This window comes from Trinickia sp. Y13, from assembly GCF_029522115.1.
Lineage (GTDB): Bacteria > Pseudomonadota > Gammaproteobacteria > Burkholderiales > Burkholderiaceae > Trinickia.
This window is the reverse complement of record NZ_JAKWFK010000002.1, coordinates 218729-237095: the sequence shown is the minus strand read 5'-3', so window position 1 is coordinate 237095 and position 18367 is coordinate 218729. Positions and strand designations below refer to the sequence as shown.

Here is an 18367-nt window from a genome sequence, read left to right as displayed (position 1 = left end):
TGCAAATGAGCAAACAAGTGCAAGACGCATACATCGTCGCCGCTAGCCGCACTCCGATCGGCAAGGCGCCGCGCGGCGCGTTCAAGAACACGCGGCCGGACGAGCTGCTCGTCCACGCAATCAAGTCGGCCGTTGCCCAAGTGCCCGGACTCGATACGAAGGTGATCGAAGACGCCATCGTCGGCTGTGCGATTCCGGAAGCCGAGCAAGGGCTCAACGTCGCGCGGATCGGCGCATTGCTCGCGGGTTTGCCGCAGTCGGTCGGCGGCGTCACGGTCAATCGCTTTTGCGCCTCGGGCGTGACGGCGCTTGCCATGGCGGCCGATCGCATTCGCGTCGGCGAGGCCGAGGCGATGATCGCAGGCGGCTGCGAATCGATGAGCATGGTGCCGATGATGGGCAATACGCCGTCGATGTCGCCGCATATCTTCGACACGAACGAGAACTTCGGCATCGCCTACGGCATGGGCCTGACGGCCGAGCGCGTGGCCGAGCGCTGGAAGGTGAGCCGCGAAGATCAGGATCGCTTCTCGCTCGAATCGCATCAGAGGGCGATTGCCGGGCAGCAATCGGGCGAGTTCAAGGACGAGATTGCCCCGTACGCGATCGTCGAGCGCGTGCCCGACTTGGCGACGGGCGAAGTGAAGACGAAGACGCGCGAGATCGCGCTCGACGAAGGCCCGCGTCCCGATACCACGCTCGAAGGGTTGGCGAAGCTGCGTGCGGTGTTCGCGAACAAGGGATCGGTCACGGCGGGCAATAGCTCGCAAACGTCGGACGGCGCGGGCGCGCTCATCGTCGTATCCGAAAAGATCCTGAAGCAATTCAACCTGACGCCGCTCGCGCGCTTCGTGAGTTTCGCCGTGCGCGGCGTGCCGCCCGAGGTGATGGGCATTGGGCCGAAGGAAGCGATCCCGGCGGCGTTGAAAGCCGCGGGTCTCACGCAGGACGACCTGGATTGGATCGAGCTCAACGAAGCGTTTGCCGCACAGTCTTTGGCGGTGATTCGCGAGCTCGGACTCGACCCGGCGAAGGTCAATCCGCTTGGCGGCGCAATTGCGCTAGGCCATCCGCTCGGCGCGACGGGTGCGATTCGCGCTGCGACCGTCGTGCACGGGCTGCGCCGCCGCAACCTGAAGTACGGCATGGTGACGATGTGCGTCGGCACCGGCATGGGCGCCGCGGGCATCATCGAGCGGCTCTGATCGACACCGCGACCCGGTCATGACGGTTCGTGCGCTTCGGAGCGTCGATGCTTCGGGGCCGCGAACCGTTTTTTATGGAGAGAGACGATGGACATCGTGATTGAGCGCAGTGCCGAAGGCGTGCTGACGGTCGCTTTGAACCGGCCGGAAAAGAAGAATGCGATCACGTCGGCCATGTACCAGAGCATGGCCGACGCGCTGGCCGATGCGCAAGAAGACGCGGCGGTGCGGGCGATTTTGATTCGCGGGGGCGAGGGCGCGTTCAGTGCGGGCAATGACCTCGAAGACTTCATGAAATCGCCGCCCGGAAGCGAAGATGCGCCCGTGCTGCAATTTTTGCGGCGCATCAGCGGCGCCGAGAAGCCGATCGTCGCGTCGGTTGCCGGCGTGGCGGTGGGCATCGGCACGACCTTGCTGCTCCATTGCGATCTCGTGTATGCAGCCGATTCCGCGACGTTCTCGTTACCGTTCTCGCAATTGGGGTTGTGCCCCGAAGCGGCCTCGAGCCTGCTTCTGCCGCGCATCGCCGGCTACCCGCTGGCCGCGGAAAAGCTGTTGCTCGGTGAAGCGTTCGATGCGCAGGAAGCGCATCGCATGGGCATCGTCAATCGCTTGCTGCCGGCCCGCGAAGTCGATGCGTTCGCCCACGCGCAAGCGGTCAAGCTCGCTGCATTGCCGGCATCGTCGCTGCGTGTGACGAAGATGCTGATGAAGCGGGCACAGGGGCAGGAGATCGCCGAGCGCATGAAGGAAGAAGTCGTGCACTTCGGCAAGATGCTGCTGGCGCCCGAGGCGCGCGAAGCCATGATGGCGTTCTTTCAAAAGCGCAAGCCGGATTTCCGGCAGTTCGATTAGGCGTGCCGCGCCGCATCGACGTGACCGCTCTTCGAAAGGCCCGCGCCAGCCCTACGAAGCGTCGTACTCGACGTAGCTCGACTCTCTGCAAAAGCTGACGAGCCGAATTCCCGCTTCTCGCGCAAGTGCGATCGCAAGCGAGGACGGCGCCGATATCGTCGCCACCATCGGGATGCCGACGCGCGCCGCCTTGCGCACGAGTTCGTAGCTTGCGCGGCTCGATAGGAAGACGAAGCCGTTCGTCGCGTCGAGCCGATCGCGCACGAGGCGGCCGATCAACTTGTCGAGCGCATTGTGGCGCCCGACATCCTCGAACGCGAAAGCGATCGCACCGCTGGCGTCGCACCAGGCGGCGGCATGCAGGCCGCCCGTCATGCGCGTGAGCGCTTGATGCAGCGGCAGTTCGTTCGCCGCGCGCGCAATCGCGCCGGGCGCGAGCCGCTCGAGGAAACCGGTATCGGGCACGCGCTCGGGAGCCAGATCGAGCAGCTCGATGCTTTCGATGCCGCATACCCCGCAGCCGGTGCGGCCGGCCAGCGCCCGCCGGCGCGCTTTCAGTGCGGCGAACGCCTGCTGCGCAATCGTCAATTCGACTTGCGCATACGGCGTCGCTACGCCTTCGCGATGGAACGTGACCTCGATGTCGCGAATATCGCTTGCGCGCTCGACGATGCCTTCCGAAACCGCAAAACCGGCGGCGAATGCTTCCAGATCGCGCGGCGTGCACATCATCACGGCGTGCGAGATGCCGTTGAAAACGAGCGCTATGGGCCATTCCTGGCCGACGTGGTCGTGCGCCGCCTCGACGTGGCCGTCACGATGCCTGCGCACTGCTTGCTCGATGGCGCCGCACTCCTCGGCGTTTTCCAACGGGTCGTTCAAGGTCGTTCCTCGGTCAGTCTCGTACAGACCTTCTAAAATACCCGAAGCGGGCGCCGCGTGCCCGCTTCACCCGGCGCAAGCGCGCAAAGGACTCTGCCATGGGATTGCATGAAACGCCGCTGCTGTTCGATTTCGAGCTCGTATCGTCGGAGGATCTCACGTATATGCCGATGTCGGTGCGCTTCAACCTCGACCGCTTCGGTCTTCGTATATCGCTCGCGCAATGGCAACTGCTGCCGCATGCCGATCGCACCTTGCTCGCCCGCTTTCCCGTTGAAGAGGACGCGGCGATCGAGCCGAACTTCGATCATGCCCTGTTCGAGATGATGCGCACGCACGCCAACATCGAGCCCGATTGGTTCACGCCTGACGCCGAGCCGGTCTGGCGCAAGGCCGACGCGATTCCCGATGGTGTCGTGCAACACAGCCGTCTCGTCGGCGCTCCGGCCCCAACCATCGAACGCTGGGGGCGTCTTGACCCCTTTAAACGGTATGTTCTGGCGAAACTGACCCGCAAAAGCGAACCGAGCCATGATTTCGTGCCGGCCATGCGCGAGTTCGGGCTGATGGAGTAAGCTCCCGGCACGCCGTGCCGCCACCTCTGCCGGGCGTCGAAGCGATTTGCAAGCTACGAACGAATTTTTTCTGCGACGACCCTCAACCCGCCGCTCAACCCTGCCGTTATTCATAAGTTGGCGCGCAAAGGCCCGCGTCGGTCCCACATCGAAGGGCCGAGCAGGTTCGCAGTTTTGGAGGCTACCCAGCCGCGCCGCCCCTCCCTGAGCGCTTCCCGCCGGTATTTCGCATCAAGGCACGGCGCTCGATACGACCGGCGTTCGGAATCCATGAGTTCCTTTGTATCGAAACGGCTGCTGATTAACGTCGCGGTCGCCGCAGCTGCGATAGGCGCAAATGTGTTCGTGGCCTACGGGCAGATTCGCAGCGAGCGCGCTACCGAACTGCGCACGATGCGCTCGATGAGCGTCAAGCACGAGCTCGACGACTATCGCACGGCGCTTGGCGCCGGGCTGGCTGCGCTTGGCCGTTTCGCGCAGTCCGGTGCGCCGATCGGCGATGCCCTCGAGCGAGAGCGCGAGGCGACGCTCGAGCGCGACGAGGCGCAATTGCGGGCGGCGCTGGCCGACGACACGGCCGTGCGCGGCGATCTGCGGGTGTTGTTCGACCTTGCGGACGGCGTGGAGCGCGAGACCCGGGCGGCATTCGCGCGGGCGGCTCAGCACAGTGTGGGCGCGCGCCAAAGCCCTGACGACGGCTCCGATGCGCGCGCTTGGGCGGCGCCCGCCTACGTGCGCGCCGGCGCGACGCTCGATCTGGTGGATGCGGCGCTCGCCAAGCTGCGCTGGCATCAAGACGCGGCGCTCAAGTCATCGCTCGCGGCTTCCGCCCATTCGACGCGGCTTACCACGCTGCTGCTCATCGTGACGATGGCGGCCGGTTGCGGCATGCTCATCTACACGTTCGGCGTCAGGGAAAGCGCCGCGCGCGCGAAGATTCGGGTGGCGCGCGCCATGCGCCGCAGCGACGAGCGCTTTCGGGAGCTGTTTGACGCGCATCCGGTGCCGATGTGGGTGTACGACCGCGAAACGCTGGGCTTCCTCGCGGTCAACGCCGCGGCGGTCGAGCAGTACGGTTACAGCGAAAGCGAATTTCTAGGTATGACGATTCGCCAGTTGTCCGCGCCCGACGAACTCGCGCGGCTCGAATCGCACCTCGCGCGCGAGCAGGCGTCGCCGCGGCGTGGCCGGGTGGCGGCAGGCGTATGGCGGCATCGGCGCAACGACGGCACGCAGTTGAGCGCCGACATCACGAATCACGCATTGACCTTCATGGGCCGCCCCGCGACGTTCGTGCTGGCCGACGACGTTACCGAGCAGATCAAGGCCGAGGCCGAGGCTCAGCGGTCGAACCAGATGCTCGAAACGGTCATCGACAATATTCCTCAGCGCATCTTCTGGAAAGACCGCGATTCGCGCTACCTCGGCTGCAATATGGCGTTCGCGCGCGACGCCGGGTTGGCATACACCGAGCAAGTGATCGGTAAAACCGACCGTGACATGCCTTGGGGCGAGTTGGCCGATGCATTGCGCAAGGCCGATGAGGAAGTCATCGCGACCGGCGTGCCCAAGATGAACCACGAGTTCGAGGTGCTCATCGACGGCGTGCATCGCGCGGGCATCACGAGCAAGCTTCCGCTGACCAATGGGGACGGCACGGTCATCGGCGTGCTCGGCTCCTATACCGACGTGACCGATCGCAAGCGCTCCGACTTGGCACTGCGCTTGCAAAGCCGCGCGCTCGATGCGAGCGTCAACGCGATTCTGATCACGGCCGCCGCCGAAAGCGGCCATGTCGTCGAATATGCCAATCCGGCGTTCAAGCGCATCACCGGCTACGATCCCGCGGAGGTGATCGGGCAGGATTGCCGTTTCCTGCAGCGTGACGACCACGACCAGGAGGGGCTCGTTGCCATTCGCGAAGGCCTGGCCGCGAACAAGGAAGTCAGCGCCGTGCTGCGCAACTATCGTAAAGACGGTGTGCTGTTCTGGAATCAACTGTTCATCGCGCCGGTGCCGAACCCCGACGGAAACACGACGCACCATATCGGCGTGATCAACGACGTCACCGATCTCATCCGCTATCAGGAGCAGCTCGAATACCAAGCGAACTACGATAACCTCACGCGCTTGCCGAACCGCAATCTGCTGCGCGAGCGGCTCGATCAGGCCATCGCGCGCCGCAAACCGCTCGCCGTCGTCTTCATCGATCTGGACGGCTTCAAGAACGTCAACGACAGCCTTGGCCATAGCGTCGGCGACCGGCTGCTCGGCGTCGTTGCGGAGCGGCTCGCTCGCAGCGCGCGGCCGAGCGATACGGTTGCGCGCCACGGCGGCGACGAGTTTGTGATCGTGCTGACCGATGCCGTCGCCGAGCAGACGCTGATCGGATGGATGGAGCGTGTGCGCGCGACGATCTCCGAGCCGGTCTGGCTCGACGGCACGGAGTTATACGTCGGCTGCAGCATGGGCGCGAGCCTGTACCCGCAGGATGGCGAAGACGTCGAAACGCTGTTGAAGAAATCCGATCTCGCGATGTACCGCGCGAAGGACATGGGGCGCAACACGTTCCAGTTCTACCAGCCGGAAATGAACACCAGCGTGGGCGCGCGGCTCAATCTCGAGCGGCGGCTACGGCGCGCGCTGCGCGACGGCGAGTTCTTGCTGCACTACCAGCCGCAAGTCGACATCGAAACGGGGCAAATCGTGGGCATGGAAGCGCTCGTGCGCTGGCACGACCCCGAAGTGGGGCTGGTGCCGCCCTCGGCGTTCATACCCGTGGCCGAAGAAAGCGGCCTCATCGGCCCGTTGTCCGAATGGGTGCTGCGCGAGGCGTGCCGGCAGAACAGAGCCTGGCAGGACGACGGTTTGCCGCCTGCCCGGGTGTCGGTGAATTTGTCGGCGCGGCAATTTCAGCAGGGCGACATCGCCAAGCTCGTCATGGCGATCCTCGAAGAAACCGGCCTCGAGCCGCAGTACCTCGAACTCGAATTAACTGAAAGCACGATCATGCACAATGCCGAAGAGGCCGTGACGATGCTCAACGAGCTGCACGCGTTGGGGATCGGCCTTGCCATCGACGACTTCGGCACCGGCTATTCGAGCCTGAGCTACTTGAAGCGCTTCCCCGTCGACCGGTTGAAGATCGACCGCTCGTTCGTGTCGGATATCGGCGCATCGAGCGACGACGAAACCATTACGTCGGCGATCATCGCGCTCGCGCATTCGCTACAGTTGCAGGTGATCGCCGAAGGCGTCGAGACGGCCGCGCAGCTCGATTTCTTGAAAGAGCGCGCTTGCAATGAAATGCAAGGCTATTTCTTCGCGAGACCGATGCCGCACGACGCAATCCCCGCGCTCCTGCAGCGCACGCGCGCCGAACGCCGCGCGATTGCGGTCTGACGCACGCCGCCGGAGCGTCGCGGGCTGCGGCGCGGTTACTTCAATTCGGGCAATTTGCGCGGGCGGCGATCGGCGTCGGTCGCGACGTAAGTCAGCGTGGCCTCGGTGACCTTGACGAGTTCCTCGTCCAAGCTCATACGCTGCGCGAACACTTCCACCGAAATGGTGATCGAGGTCGTGCCCGTTTTGACGATATCCGCGTAGAAGCTGAGCAGATCGCCGACGAACACGGGTTGCTTGAAGACGAACGAATTGACGGCGACGGTGGCGACGCGGCCGTTGGCGCGGCGGCTAGCGGGAATGGAGCCCGCGATGTCGACTTGCGCCATGATCCAGCCGCCGAACACGTCGCCGTGGACGTTGGCGTCGGAGGGCTGAGGCACGACGCGCAAGGCGCAGGTCTTTTGCGGAAGCAGTGGGGTCGAGATAGTCATTGAGCGTACCGGTTCTGCAACAATGGGCCGAGCCTGCCACAATACGGTCGCTAGCCCGAGCAGCGAAATTGTACGGGCAAAACGCATAGAGAGTGCGGCGGCGGCATCAGCGCCCCGCATTGGCTGCCTCGGCCGCCGATCGACCGATGCTCGTTCCGCCGCCTTGCGGCTTCGCTCCAGTCCACATCATGCATCGCCATAGCCCTTCGTCCGAACCTTCGCCGCCACCCGCCGCGGGCAGCCAACGCCGCGATTGGCAAACGATCCGTTCCCTGCTGCCGTATCTCGCGGCGTATAGGTGGCGCGTCGCGTTCGCGCTTTCGTGCCTGATCGGCGCGAAGGTCGCGAACCTCGGCGTGCCGATCGTGTTGAAGCGCATCGTCGATGGACTCGCGTCGATGCGCCAATTGACCGCGCTGGGGCGCGCGCAGCACGAACCGGCGATCGTGCTCGCCGGCGGCATCGGCCTGCTCGTCGTCGCCTATGCGCTCGTGCGGCTCTCGACGTCGCTGTTCACCGAGCTTCGGGAGATCCTTTTTTCGAAGGTGACGGAAAGCGCCGTACGCCAATTGGCGCTCAAGGTCTTCCGCCATTTGCATTCGCTCTCGCTGCGCTTCCATCTCGAGCGCCAGACGGGCGGCATGTCGCGCGATATCGAGCGCGGCACGCGCGGCATTTCGCAACTGATCTCCTACTCGCTCTACAGCATCTTGCCCACGCTCGTGGAAGTTGGGCTCGTGCTTGGTTTTTTCATCGTCAAATACGAGGCGTACTACGCGATCGTCGCGTTCATCGCGTTGGCGGTGTATATCGTGTTCACCGTCAAAGTCACGGAATGGCGCACGCATTTCCGCCGGACGATGAACGAGCTCGATTCGCGCGCCAACTCGCGCGCGATCGATTCGCTCCTGAACTACGAGACGGTCAAATACTTCGGCAATGAAGAATGGGAGACGCGGCGCTACGACGAAAACTTGCAGCGCTACCGCGCCGCGGCGATCAAATCGCAAAACTCGCTATCGCTGCTCAACTTCGGCCAGCAAACGATCATCGGCACGGCGCTCGTTTTCATCTTGTGGCGCGCGACGCAGGGCGTCATGGCCGGACAGCTCACGCTGGGCGATCTCGTGCTCATCAACACGTTCATGCTGCAGTTGTATATCCCGCTCAATTTCCTGGGCGTCGTCTACCGCGAGCTGAAGCAAAGCCTCACGGACATGGACCGCATGTTCTCGCTGCTTGGCGCGGCACGCGAGGTGCCCGATGCGCCCGGCGCGCCGCCGCTCGTCGTGCGCGGCGGCGAAGTGCGGTTCGAACACGTGCGCTTCGGCTATGAGAGCACGCGCATCATTCTCGACGATGTGACGTTCTCGATTCCGGCGGGGACCACGACGGCCGTCGTCGGCCCGAGCGGATCCGGCAAATCGACACTGGCGCGGCTCCTGTTTCGCTTCTACGACCTGGACCGAGCGGGCGGCGGAGCGATTACGATCGACGGCCAGGATGTGCGCGACGTGACGCAAGATTCGCTGCGCGCGTCGATCGGCATCGTGCCGCAAGACACCGTGCTGTTCAACGACACCATCTACTACAACATCGCTTACGGGCGCCCGACGGCATCGCGCGACGAAGTGATCGCGGCGGCGCGCGCGGCGCACATTCACGAGTTCATCGAAAGCTTGCCCAAGGGGTACGAAACGCCCGTGGGCGAACGTGGGCTCAAGCTTTCGGGCGGCGAGAAGCAGCGCGTCGCAATTGCTCGCACCTTGCTCAAGAGCCCGCCGATTCTCGTCTTCGACGAAGCCACTTCCGCGCTCGATTCGCGCTCGGAGCGCGCGATCCAGCATGAGCTCGATCAAATTGCGCGCGGGCGCACGACGCTCGTCATTGCACACCGGCTCTCGACGATCGTGCATGCCGAGCAGATCCTCGTCATGGATCATGGGCGCATCGTCGAGCGGGGCACGCATGCGCAGTTGCTCGAGGCGGGCGGCGCGTTCGCGCAAATGTGGGCATTGCAGCAGCGCGCTGCGCATCGCGCACAGGCGGAGCCCGCGGCGCACGGTGAAGACGCTTGAGAGGACGGACCGCGCGCAGCCGCTAGAGGCGGCCCCCGCTCGATCTTTGCCGCCGGTATTTGCGCAGCCCGCCCCGCGCCGCTAGCGCGAAGCGGATGCCGCGTCGCGCAGGGCCGCGTCGAGCGCGTGCAGTTGCTCGGGCGTTCCCACGTTTTCCCAGCGTCCTTCGTACAGCTCGCCGCTTGCGCGACCTGCTGCGATCGTGTCGCGATAGTAGGGCGTCAGCGCCCGGCGTTCGCCGCGCGCCAAGCCGCGGAACATGCGCGTGTCGTAAAGGCCGATGTTGCCGAAGGTGTAGCGCCGATCGCCGTCGAGCGAAAGCCGCCCCGCGGCATCGAGGGCAAAATCGCCGCGCGCATGAAACGGCGGGTTCGGAACCATGACCAGATGCATGCCAGGCTGCTCGCAATCCTTCAGGCGCGTGGCCGCCTCGTGCAAGCGCGCGTAGTCGAACTCGCAGAACACATCTCCGCTCACGGCGAGAAACACCGCGGGCGCGCCGCTCGTTTCGAGCAGCGGCAATGCCTGTGCGATGCCGCCCGCGGTTTCGAGCGCCACGGCCTCCGCCGAATAGGCGAGCCGCACGCCGAAGCGCGAACCGTCGCCGAGCGCTGCTTCGATCTGCTCGCCGAGCCATGCATGATTGATGACGATGTCGACGATACCCGCTTGCGCCAGGCGCTCGATCTGCCAGACGATGAGCGGCTTGCCGCCGGCATAAAGCAATGGCTTGGGCCGCGTGTCGGTGAGGGGGCGCATCCGCTCGCCTCGGCCCGCAGCGAAAATCATGGCCGTCGTCAAAGCCTGCGTCATCGATTGGGCCGCTTTCAAAAGGTGTAGCCGACTTGCCGCGAACGATCTTCGAGATCGTCGAGCAAGCGCGCGAACGGCGCCAGCGGGCGATAGCGCTCGCATACCTTGCGCGCGTACCCGACAAAGCGCGGCAAGTCGGTCAGATAGCGCGGCTTGCCGTCCCGGTGATGCAATCGGGCAAACAGCCCCAGCACTTTGATGTGCCGCTGCAGCCCCATCCATTCGATTTGCCGGAAGAACTCGCCGAAATCGGGATCGACGGGCAGGCCCGCCTTTTTTGCGTGTTCCCAGTAATAGGCAAAGCAGTCGAGTTCGAACGCCTCGTCCCAACTGATGAACGCGTCGCGCAGTAGCGAGGCGAGGTCATAGCTGATCGGGCCATAGACTGCATCTTGAAAATCGAGCACGCCCGGATTCGGTTCGCAAATCATCAAATTGCGCGGCATGAAATCACGCAACATGAATACTTGCGGCTGCGCTCGCGCGCTTGCGATCAACAGCGCGTAGGTGCGATCGAGCACGCCGCGCATCTTTTCATCGACCTGGCGGCCGAGATGGCGCGTTATATACCATTCGGGCATCAGCTCCATCTCGCGGCGCAAGAAGGCTTCATCGAAAGGCGGCAGGACCCCCTCTCGCGAGCTCGACTGCCAGCGGATCAACGCGCCGATCGCATCGCGCATCAGCGGCTTTGCGCGCGCGGTATCGTTGGAATCGAGCGCGTCGATATAGCTGTGCGTCCCGAGATCGGTGACGAGCATGAAGCCGTCGTCGAGATCGCATTCCAGCACGCGCGGCGCATGCACGCCCGCATCGCACAGCATCTGCGCCACTTGCGCGAACTCGCGGCATTTCTCGGGGGGCGGCGCATCGACGGCGATCAGCGACGCACCGTGCTCGCTGGCGCTCGCGAGCCGGAAATAGCGGCGGAAACTGGCGTCGCTGGAGGCGGGCGCGAGGGTTTGGAGGGCGAGGCCGTAGCGGTGCGCGAAGGTGCCGAGCCAGGCGGCGAGGGCATCGCGCCGTATATCGGCGGAGGAATCGGTCATCGTGGGTGCGGGCTGTAAAACGTCTTGCCATATAATACCCGACGACTTTTTGTGTTGCGCCCCAGTTCCCGTGTCGGCTTTCGCACGGTCCCGTTCGATTGCTCGTCGCTCGCGCGAAGCGCGCTGCGCGGCAACGCCGCCTGTCGCGGCCGAAGCGGGCGACGTGCGATGGGTGCCGCGCCAGCCTCGAGCCGATTCGCCAAACGATAGATGCCGCCAAGACCGCTCCTTTCCAAGAATTTTCCCGGCGACGCGTTGCCACGCATGCGGCGGCTGGTTGCGGCGCTCATCGCCGTACCCGGCTTGATGCCCGCCGTGTCGCACGCACAGTTGACGGGCGCGGCCGCCGAGCCGCAGCCGACGGACGTCCCCTGGGGCTTGCGGCTGGCGCCGCAATTGACCGAGCATCCGTTGCAGCAGGGCAGCGCGCCTGCGACCTTCGTGCTGGCCGACCAGGCGAACGGGACGTCGGACCGCGACGTCGCAGCCAAGGGCGCAGCCGAATTGCGGCGCGGCGTGGCCGTGGTCAAGGCGGACGCGTTTCACTACGATCAGGACACCGATATGGCCGACGCGTACGGCCGAGTGCGCGTGATCAACAATGGGGTCCTGTTCGCTGGCCCCGAGGCGCATTTGAAGGTGGGCGCGAGCGAGGGCTACATGCCTTCGCCGAAATACCATTTCAACTTGAACGGGGCCTCGGGCAGCGCCGCGCGCGTCGATATGCTCGACAGCGAGCGCTCCGAATTCACGAGCGCGACGTACACCGCGTGCCAGTGCGCGGATCCGGCGTGGTATATCCGCGGCAGCCGCTTCGATTTCGATACGGGCGCAGAGGAAGGCGTGGCGCACAACGGCGTCCTGTTCTTTCAAGGGGTGCCGATTTTCGCGAGTCCGTGGCTGTCATTCCCGCTGACGGGCGATCGTCGCAGCGGCCTATTGCCGCCGCAGTTCTCGATGGGCTCGAACAATGGTTTCGAGTTGTCGCTGCCTTACTATTTCAATATCGCGCCGAACCGCGATTTGACGTTGACGCCGCGGCTCATCTCCAAGCGCGGCGTGCAGACTCAGGCGGTGTTCCGCTATTTGTCGCCGAACTATTCGGGCACGTTCACGGGTGAATTCCTGCCTAACGATGCGCTCAAGCACGAGAACCGCTACGCCGTCTACTGGCAGCACAACCAGAATCTCGGCCACGGGTTCGGCGCCTATGTGTCGTACAACAAGGTATCCGACGACACGTATACGCAGGACCTTTCGTCGGTCAGCAATCAGTTCATCGTCGGCACGCAGCTGTTGTTTCAGCAGGAAGCTGGGCTGACGTATAGCAACGGCCCCTGGTCCGTGCTCGCGCGTGAGCAGCATTGGCAAACGTTACCCGGCTCGACGCCGCCGTACGGCCGCGAGCCCGAGTTGAACGTGAAGTACACCAAGTACAACGTCGGTGGCTTCGACTTCGGCGCCGAGGCTGACTACACGCGTTTCAGAATCACCACGGCCGATGCGACCGAAGGCGACCGGGTGGTGTTCAACCCGTACGTCTCATATGGGATCGTCGGCCCGGGCTATTTCGTCGTGCCGAAGGCGCAGTTCCATTTCGCCTCGTACGACCTCAGGAATATCTCGACCGGGGCGCCGGCCGGGCAGCCGAAGGCGTTCACCGAATCGATTCCGACCTTCAGCTTCGATACGGGGCTCATATTCGATCGATCCCTGCGCCTATTCGGCCAGGATTACATCCAGACGCTGGAACCGCGCCTGTACTACGTCTATACGCCGTACCGCAATCAGGCGTTCGCCCCGCTGTTCGATACGGCCGAGTCCGACTTCGGGCTTGCCGAAATCTTCACGCCGAACACATTCGTCGGCAATGATCGCATCGCCGACGCGAACCGCCTCACGGCCGGTTTGACGACGCGTTTCATCGATGCGGCGACGGGCGACGAGCGCGCCCGGTTCGTGCTCGCGCAAGAGTATTACTTCACGGATCAGCGCGTGGCGTTGTCCACGGGCACCCCGACGCCTGCCACGGGGCATTCCGATCTGATCTTCGGCGCCTCGCTCAAGCTCGGCGCCGGTTTCGCTTCGGAAACAGCGTTCCAATATAATGCGGACGACAACCAACTCGTGCGATCGAGCATCGGTTTCGGCTTCAGCCCCGACGATCGTAAGGTGCTCAATGTGGCCTACCGCTACACGCGGGCGAATCCGACGCTGAGCAATCAGGCGATCAACCAGGTGCTGTTGTCGGCGGAGTGGCCGCTCACGCGTCGGCTCTATGCCGTCGGGCGGTTCAATTACGATCTGCAAGGGCATCGCCTCGTCGACGGCCTAGTCGGCTTCCAGTACGATGCCGATTGCTGGGTTCTCGGCGTCGGCGCGCAGCGTTATGCGAACGGCTTGAATTCCTCCGGGCAGCATACGTCGGCGACACACGTGCTTGCGCAACTGACGCTCAAGGGCTTCACGAACGTCGACAACGGGCTCGTGGCTGCGTTCCGCGCCGGAGTGGCGGGCTATCGGGAGCCGCCGCCGCCACCGCCGCCGCTGGCTCGTTTCACCAATTACGAGTAAGCGCCGAGCGAATTCGAGCGGGATTCAAGTAGGCATGCGCAAAAAAGGGCACGTGACACACGTACCCGAGACATTTGGAGCATCTGTGGCAATCGTGAATAAAGTTCGCTTGGCAACGCTGGCAGCCTCCGTGGCCACCGCCATTTTCCTGCCGGCCGCGCCGGCTGCGGCGCAAGCCCTGAAGCCGCAAGCCGGCCAAACGGTCGACTCTGTCGCGGCCGTCGTCAATGGCGACGTCATCACCGCGCGCGAGCTCGATCAGCGCGTGGGGCTCATTGGGCGGCGGCTGGAGCAACAGCACGCGCCGGTGCCGCCGCAAGACCAGTTGCGCGCGCAGGTGCTCAATCAAATGGTGATCGAGCGCATCCAGTTGGAAAAAGCGAAAGAAGACGGCATCGTCGTCGATGACGCGGCCGTGCAAAAGACGCTGCAGCGTCTGGCCGCCGCCAATCACTTGTCGCTCGACGTCTATCGGTCGCGAATCGAGGCCGAAGGTGTGCCTTGGTCGGTCTTCACGCGCGACGCGCGCAACGAGCTCACGCTGTCGAAGCTGCGCGAGAAAGAGGTCGACAGCAAGGTGACGGTGTCAGATGCGGAGGTCGCCAACTACATCGCCAGCCAGCGCGGGCCGGGTGCGCGGGCGCAGCAAGACTTGCGCATCGAACACATTCTCGTGAAGGCGCCCGCCGGCGCGGCGCAGACGGAGATCGACGCCGCGCAGAAGAAGGCCGAGGCGATTCTTCAGCAAGCGAAGGGCGGAGCGAAGTTCGAATCGCTGGCGAAGGAGAACTCCCAGGCCGCCGATGCGGCCAAAGGCGGCGATCTCGGCTTCAAGTCGCCGGGAAATCTGCCTGCGCCGTTCGTGGCTGCCGCGTCCCAGTTGCGTCCGGGCGAGATCGCCCCGGATTTGATTCGCACCGACGAAGGTTTCGAGATCGTACGGCTCGTCGACCGGCGCACGGGTATCGGCGGTTCGGCGGCCGACGCCCCCAAGCTCGTGCAAACGCACGTGCGCCATATTCTGGTGCGCGTCGGCGATGGTCAGCCCGAAGGGGCGGCGCGGCAAAAGCTGCTCGAAATTCGCAAGCAGATCGAGGCGGGCGGCGATTTCGCCAAGTTCGCGAGCACGTACTCGCAAGACGGCTCGGCGTCGCAAGGCGGCGATCTCGGCTGGGTCAGCCCCGGCGAAACGGTGCCGGAATTCGAGCGCGCCATGAACAACTTGAAGGACGGCGAGATCAGCGAGCCCGTGCGCAGCGAGTACGGCTACCACTTGATCCAAGTGCTGGGCCGGCGCGAAGCGGAAGGTTCGGTGCAGCAGCAGTTGGATTTGGCGCGCCAGGCGATCGGTCAGCGCAAGGCCGAGCAAGCATACTCGGATTGGCTGCGGCAATTGCGCGATTCGGCCTACGTCCAGTACAAGATCGGCGGCCCGCTTGGGCAGCAGCAGTGAGCCGCTAGACGATGACGAGCGCCGTCGGCACTGCTGCCTTGACCATCGCGATCACGACCGGCGAGCCTGCCGGCGTGGGGCCGGAATTGACGGCGGCGGCGCTGGCCGGCGCGGCGGCGCATTGGCCGGGGGTGCGGTTCGCGGTGCTGGGAGATGCGGCGCTGCTCGAGGCGCGGGCTAAGGCCGTCGGCGTCGATTGGCCGGCGTTGCTGGCCGCGGGGCGGGTGTGCGTGGCGCATCGGGCATTGGCGGCGCCTGCGCAGGCGGGACGTCTCGATGTGGCAAACGGCCGGTATGTGCTGGGCTTGCTCGACGACGCAATCGACGGTGCGCTGGGCGGCGCTTTCGACGCGATCGTCACGGCGCCGCTGCAAAAGAGCACCATCAACGACGCCGGCGTTCCGTTCACGGGGCACACCGAATATCTTGCCGAGCGCACGGCTACGCCGCGCGTCGTCATGATGCTGGCGGGCACGGGCGATCGTCCGTTGCGGGTGGCGTTGGCGACGACGCATTTGCCGCTCAAGGATGTGGCGGGTGCGCTCACGATCGACGGTCTGGTCGAAACCATCGCCATCATCGATCGCGATCTGCGCCGTTATTTCGGTTTACCGGTGCCGCGTATTCTCGTCACCGGGCTCAATCCTCACGCGGGCGAGAACGGCTACTTGGGTCGGGAAGAGATCGATGTCATTGCTCCCGCGCTCGCTGTGGCGACGGGGCGCGGCATCGACGCGCGCGGCCCTTATCCGGCCGATACGCTATTCCAGCCGCGCTACCTCGATCAAGCCGACTGCGTGCTTGCGATGTTCCACGATCAAGGGTTGCCTGTGCTCAAATATGCGACCTTCGGCGAAGGCGTCAACATCACGTTGGGGCTACCGATCATTCGCACATCGGTCGATCATGGCACCGCGCTCGACCTCGCGGGCACCGGGCGCGCCGATGCGGGCAGCATGATCGCGGCTATCGACACAGCCGTTACGATGGCCCGCAACCGGCGCGGCGGCTGACGGACGGCCGCCTGCAGCGAGGTTGTTCGCCGCAGCGTTTCTCGACTTATTTCGGATTCCTCACGATTTCGATGTCCACCAGCAGACAGCATCAAGGCCATTTCGCGCGCAAGCGGTTCGGACAGAACTTCCTCGTCGATCTCGGCATCATCGATTCGATCGTCTCGCTCATTGCTCCCGAGCGCGGCCAGCGAATGGTCGAGATCGGGCCGGGCTTGGGTGCACTGACCGAGCCGCTGGTCGAACGCCTCGCCACGCCCGAGATGCCGTTGCATGCCGTCGAGCTCGATCGCGATCTCATCGCGCGGCTCCAGGACAAGTTCGGCGAGCGGCTCGCTCTGCATGCGGGCGATGCGCTCGCCTTCGATTTTTCGACGCTCGTCACGACGCGCGAGAAGCCGACGCTGCGCATCGTCGGCAATTTGCCTTACAACATCTCGAGCCCGTTGCTGTTTCATTTGATGGCGTTTGCGCCGATCGTGATCGATCAGCACTTCATGTTGCAGAACGAAGTGGTCGAGCGGATGGTGGCGGAGCCTGGCACGAAGGCGTTCGGGCGGCTTTCGGTGATGCTGCAATACCGATACGTGATCGACAAACTGCTCGACGTGCCGCCGGAATCGTTCCAGCCGCCGCCGAAGGTCGATTCGGCGATCGTGCGGATGATTCCATACGCGCCGCACGAGCTGGCGAGCGTCGATATGCGGCTGTTCGGCGAGCTCGTGACGGCGGCGTTTTCTCAGCGGCGCAAGATGTTGCGCAATACACTAGCGGCCTATCGAGACAAGGTCGATTTCGAAGGGCTTGGCTTCGACTTGGCGCGGCGTGCGGAAGATGTGCCCGTCGACGAGTACGTGCGGGTGGCGCAAGCGCTGGCGGCGGGGCGGTAGTGCGCTAGGTCGGCGCTGCCCGGCGCGCCGGCGCATTCACGAGCACGATGCCCGCCAGCACGAGCATCGAAGCCAGAACGAAGCGCGTGCTGAACGATTCGCCGAGCAGCACGACGCCGAAGCCGACACCGAAAAGCGGTGTCAGAAACGAGAACACCGACAGGCGCGAGGCCATATACCGCGTCAGTAACCAGAACCACGTCAAATAGCTGACGAACGCGACGGCGACGGCTTGATAGGCCAGGCTTGCCACGGCCAGCGGCGTGACATGGACGCGGTGTTCTTCCCCCAGCGCAAACGCGATCGCGAGCAACACGACCGCCGACACGGCAAGCTGATAGAACAAGGTTTTGCTCGCGCTCGTCTGCGAGAGCGAACTCGCGCGCACGACTACCGTGGTCGCGGCCCACATCACGCCGCCGAGCACGCCGAGCGCATCGCCCACCACGCCTGCCAGCGCAGACGCCCCAGCGGCCGGCGCACGCGCGAAGCCGTCGGCGAATGCGAGCGCGATGCCGACAAACGCGATAGCCACGCCGCACCATTGCATGCGGCGCATCTTCTCGCCAGCCACGAACGCATGCAGACCGAGGGCCGTGAAGCACGGCGCCGTGTACAGAAAGACAGCCATGCGCGAGGCGCTCGTGAGCGTGAGCCCCGCGAAGATGCAAATAAATTCGCCCGCGAACAAGATCCCCGCCAGCAGCCCAGGCGCAAGCGTGCCGTCTTGCCGAAACAGCGGCGTGCCGCGCAAGCGCGCCCAGCCCAAAACCAGCAGCGCCGCGATCGTCGAGCGCAAACCAGCCTGGAACATCGGGCCGAGCGCGCCGTTGGTCGTTTTGATGGCCACTTGCTGCAGCCCCCAAATCGCGCACAGCAGGATCATCAGTGCGATGGCGAACGCATCCGGCGCTCGTCGCGCGGGAATCGTCGTACCGATTGCTGCAGTGGCGGTGTTCATGCGAAGTCGTATCGATCGAGAGAGGGACGTGCGGCGCCGGCGGTTGGGCACGGTAGCGGGCTTGTGCCGGGCTGGTTTCGACCAGCCCACGTACCATACCAAAACGGCGCGGCGAACGCTTGATCGCGCCCAAAGCGGCCGCATCGCCGTCACAGCGAGCACGCTGGGCAGTTTCTTGCTAGA

The 18367-nt window shown here is 64.5% G+C and carries 14 protein-coding genes; 9 read left to right on the top strand and 5 right to left on the bottom strand.

The genetic code is table 11. The features are described from left to right. The first annotated feature begins 5 nt into the window (after window positions 1–5). The gene (locus tag MMB74_RS04140; RefSeq protein WP_277427334.1) at window positions 6–1205 is read left to right on the top strand and encodes an acetyl-CoA C-acyltransferase; all 1200 of its coding nucleotides are present in this window, start codon (window positions 6–8) and stop codon (window positions 1203–1205) included. A gap of 87 nt (window positions 1206–1292) precedes the next feature. Next, entirely contained in the window at window positions 1293–2060 is a 768-nt protein-coding gene (locus MMB74_RS04135; RefSeq protein WP_277427333.1) for an enoyl-CoA hydratase, read from the top strand. A gap of 51 nt (window positions 2061–2111) precedes the next feature. Here MMB74_RS04135 and fdhD read toward each other — a convergent pair whose 3' ends face one another. Continuing rightward, window positions 2112–2942 (bottom strand): formate dehydrogenase accessory sulfurtransferase FdhD, encoded by an 831-nt coding sequence (gene fdhD, locus MMB74_RS04130; RefSeq protein WP_277427332.1) that lies wholly within the window; start codon window positions 2940–2942, stop codon window positions 2112–2114. A 98-nt stretch (window positions 2943–3040) separates the two neighbouring features. On the opposite strand from fdhD, the gene MMB74_RS04125 reads away from it, so the two are divergent. Together MMB74_RS04125 and MMB74_RS04120 are read left to right on the top strand one after the other, a co-directional pair. After that, window positions 3041–3517, top strand: coding sequence for a nitrate reductase associated protein (locus MMB74_RS04125; protein WP_277427331.1), 477 nt, complete (start codon window positions 3041–3043; stop codon window positions 3515–3517). 270 nt (window positions 3518–3787) lie between these two features. Continuing rightward, on the top strand, window positions 3788–6919 hold the full coding sequence (locus tag MMB74_RS04120) for an EAL domain-containing protein (RefSeq protein WP_277427330.1): 3132 nt from the start codon (window positions 3788–3790) through the stop codon (window positions 6917–6919). Between the two features lie 35 nt (window positions 6920–6954). Here the strand turns inward: MMB74_RS04120 and MMB74_RS04115 are convergent, their stop codons facing one another. After that, window positions 6955–7353, bottom strand: coding sequence for an acyl-CoA thioesterase (locus tag MMB74_RS04115; protein ID WP_277427329.1), 399 nt, complete (start codon window positions 7351–7353; stop codon window positions 6955–6957). 188 nt (window positions 7354–7541) lie between these two features. Between MMB74_RS04115 and MMB74_RS04110 the strand changes: the two genes are divergently transcribed. Beyond that, window positions 7542–9431: an ABC transporter ATP-binding protein/permease gene (locus tag MMB74_RS04110; protein WP_277427328.1), complete on the top strand. Its 1890-nt coding sequence runs from the start codon at window positions 7542–7544 to the stop codon at window positions 9429–9431. A gap of 81 nt (window positions 9432–9512) precedes the next feature. Here MMB74_RS04110 and murU read toward each other — a convergent pair whose 3' ends face one another. Continuing rightward, window positions 9513–10244, bottom strand: coding sequence for an N-acetylmuramate alpha-1-phosphate uridylyltransferase MurU (gene murU, locus MMB74_RS04105; protein ID WP_277427327.1), 732 nt, complete (start codon window positions 10242–10244; stop codon window positions 9513–9515). A gap of 14 nt (window positions 10245–10258) precedes the next feature. Continuing rightward, a complete protein-coding gene (locus MMB74_RS04100; RefSeq protein WP_277427326.1) occupies window positions 10259–11293 on the bottom strand; it encodes a phosphotransferase in 1035 nt (344 codons plus the stop codon). Between the two features lie 210 nt (window positions 11294–11503). On the opposite strand from MMB74_RS04100, the gene MMB74_RS04095 reads away from it, so the two are divergent. From MMB74_RS04095 to rsmA, 4 genes are all read left to right on the top strand, one after another. Continuing rightward, on the top strand, window positions 11504–13867 hold the full coding sequence (locus MMB74_RS04095; protein ID WP_277427325.1) for an LPS-assembly protein LptD: 2364 nt from the start codon (window positions 11504–11506) through the stop codon (window positions 13865–13867). 85 nt (window positions 13868–13952) lie between these two features. Then, on the top strand, window positions 13953–15320 hold the full coding sequence (locus tag MMB74_RS04090; protein WP_277427324.1) for a peptidylprolyl isomerase: 1368 nt from the start codon (window positions 13953–13955) through the stop codon (window positions 15318–15320). An 11-nt stretch (window positions 15321–15331) separates the two neighbouring features. After that, on the top strand, window positions 15332–16333 hold the full coding sequence (pdxA, locus tag MMB74_RS04085) for a 4-hydroxythreonine-4-phosphate dehydrogenase PdxA (protein ID WP_277427323.1): 1002 nt from the start codon (window positions 15332–15334) through the stop codon (window positions 16331–16333). Between the two features lie 71 nt (window positions 16334–16404). Next, window positions 16405–17223, top strand: coding sequence for a 16S rRNA (adenine(1518)-N(6)/adenine(1519)-N(6))-dimethyltransferase RsmA (rsmA, locus tag MMB74_RS04080; protein WP_277427322.1), 819 nt, complete (start codon window positions 16405–16407; stop codon window positions 17221–17223). Window positions 17224–17227: 4 nt separating this feature from the next. Here the strand turns inward: rsmA and MMB74_RS04075 are convergent, their stop codons facing one another. After that, window positions 17228–18184, bottom strand: a complete 957-nt coding sequence (locus MMB74_RS04075; RefSeq protein ID WP_277427321.1) for a DMT family transporter — start codon at window positions 18182–18184, stop codon at window positions 17228–17230. Window positions 18185–18367 lie beyond the last annotated feature (183 nt).

Bases quoted from the DNA above. Each gene is read 5' to 3' on its own strand.
- MMB74_RS04140 (WP_277427334.1), top strand. From the start codon at position 6: ATGAGCAAACAAGTGCAAGACGCATACATCGTCGCCGCTAGCCGCACT.
- MMB74_RS04100 (WP_277427326.1), bottom strand. From the start codon at position 11,293: ATGACCGATTCCTCCGCCGATATACGGCGCGATGCCCTCGCCGCCTGG.
- MMB74_RS04095 (WP_277427325.1), top strand. From the start codon at position 11,504: ATGCCGCCAAGACCGCTCCTTTCCAAGAATTTTCCCGGCGACGCGTTG.
- MMB74_RS04120 (WP_277427330.1), top strand. From the start codon at position 3,788: ATGAGTTCCTTTGTATCGAAACGGCTGCTGATTAACGTCGCGGTCGCC.
- MMB74_RS04115 (WP_277427329.1), bottom strand. From the start codon at position 7,353: ATGACTATCTCGACCCCACTGCTTCCGCAAAAGACCTGCGCCTTGCGC.
- MMB74_RS04075 (WP_277427321.1), bottom strand. From the start codon at position 18,184: ATGAACACCGCCACTGCAGCAATCGGTACGACGATTCCCGCGCGACGA.
- rsmA (WP_277427322.1), top strand. From the start codon at position 16,405: ATGTCCACCAGCAGACAGCATCAAGGCCATTTCGCGCGCAAGCGGTTC.
- MMB74_RS04125 (WP_277427331.1), top strand. From the start codon at position 3,041: ATGGGATTGCATGAAACGCCGCTGCTGTTCGATTTCGAGCTCGTATCG.
- MMB74_RS04110 (WP_277427328.1), top strand. From the start codon at position 7,542: ATGCATCGCCATAGCCCTTCGTCCGAACCTTCGCCGCCACCCGCCGCG.
- pdxA (WP_277427323.1), top strand. From the start codon at position 15,332: ATGACGAGCGCCGTCGGCACTGCTGCCTTGACCATCGCGATCACGACC.
- MMB74_RS04135 (WP_277427333.1), top strand. From the start codon at position 1,293: ATGGACATCGTGATTGAGCGCAGTGCCGAAGGCGTGCTGACGGTCGCT.
- murU (WP_277427327.1), bottom strand. From the start codon at position 10,244: ATGACGCAGGCTTTGACGACGGCCATGATTTTCGCTGCGGGCCGAGGC.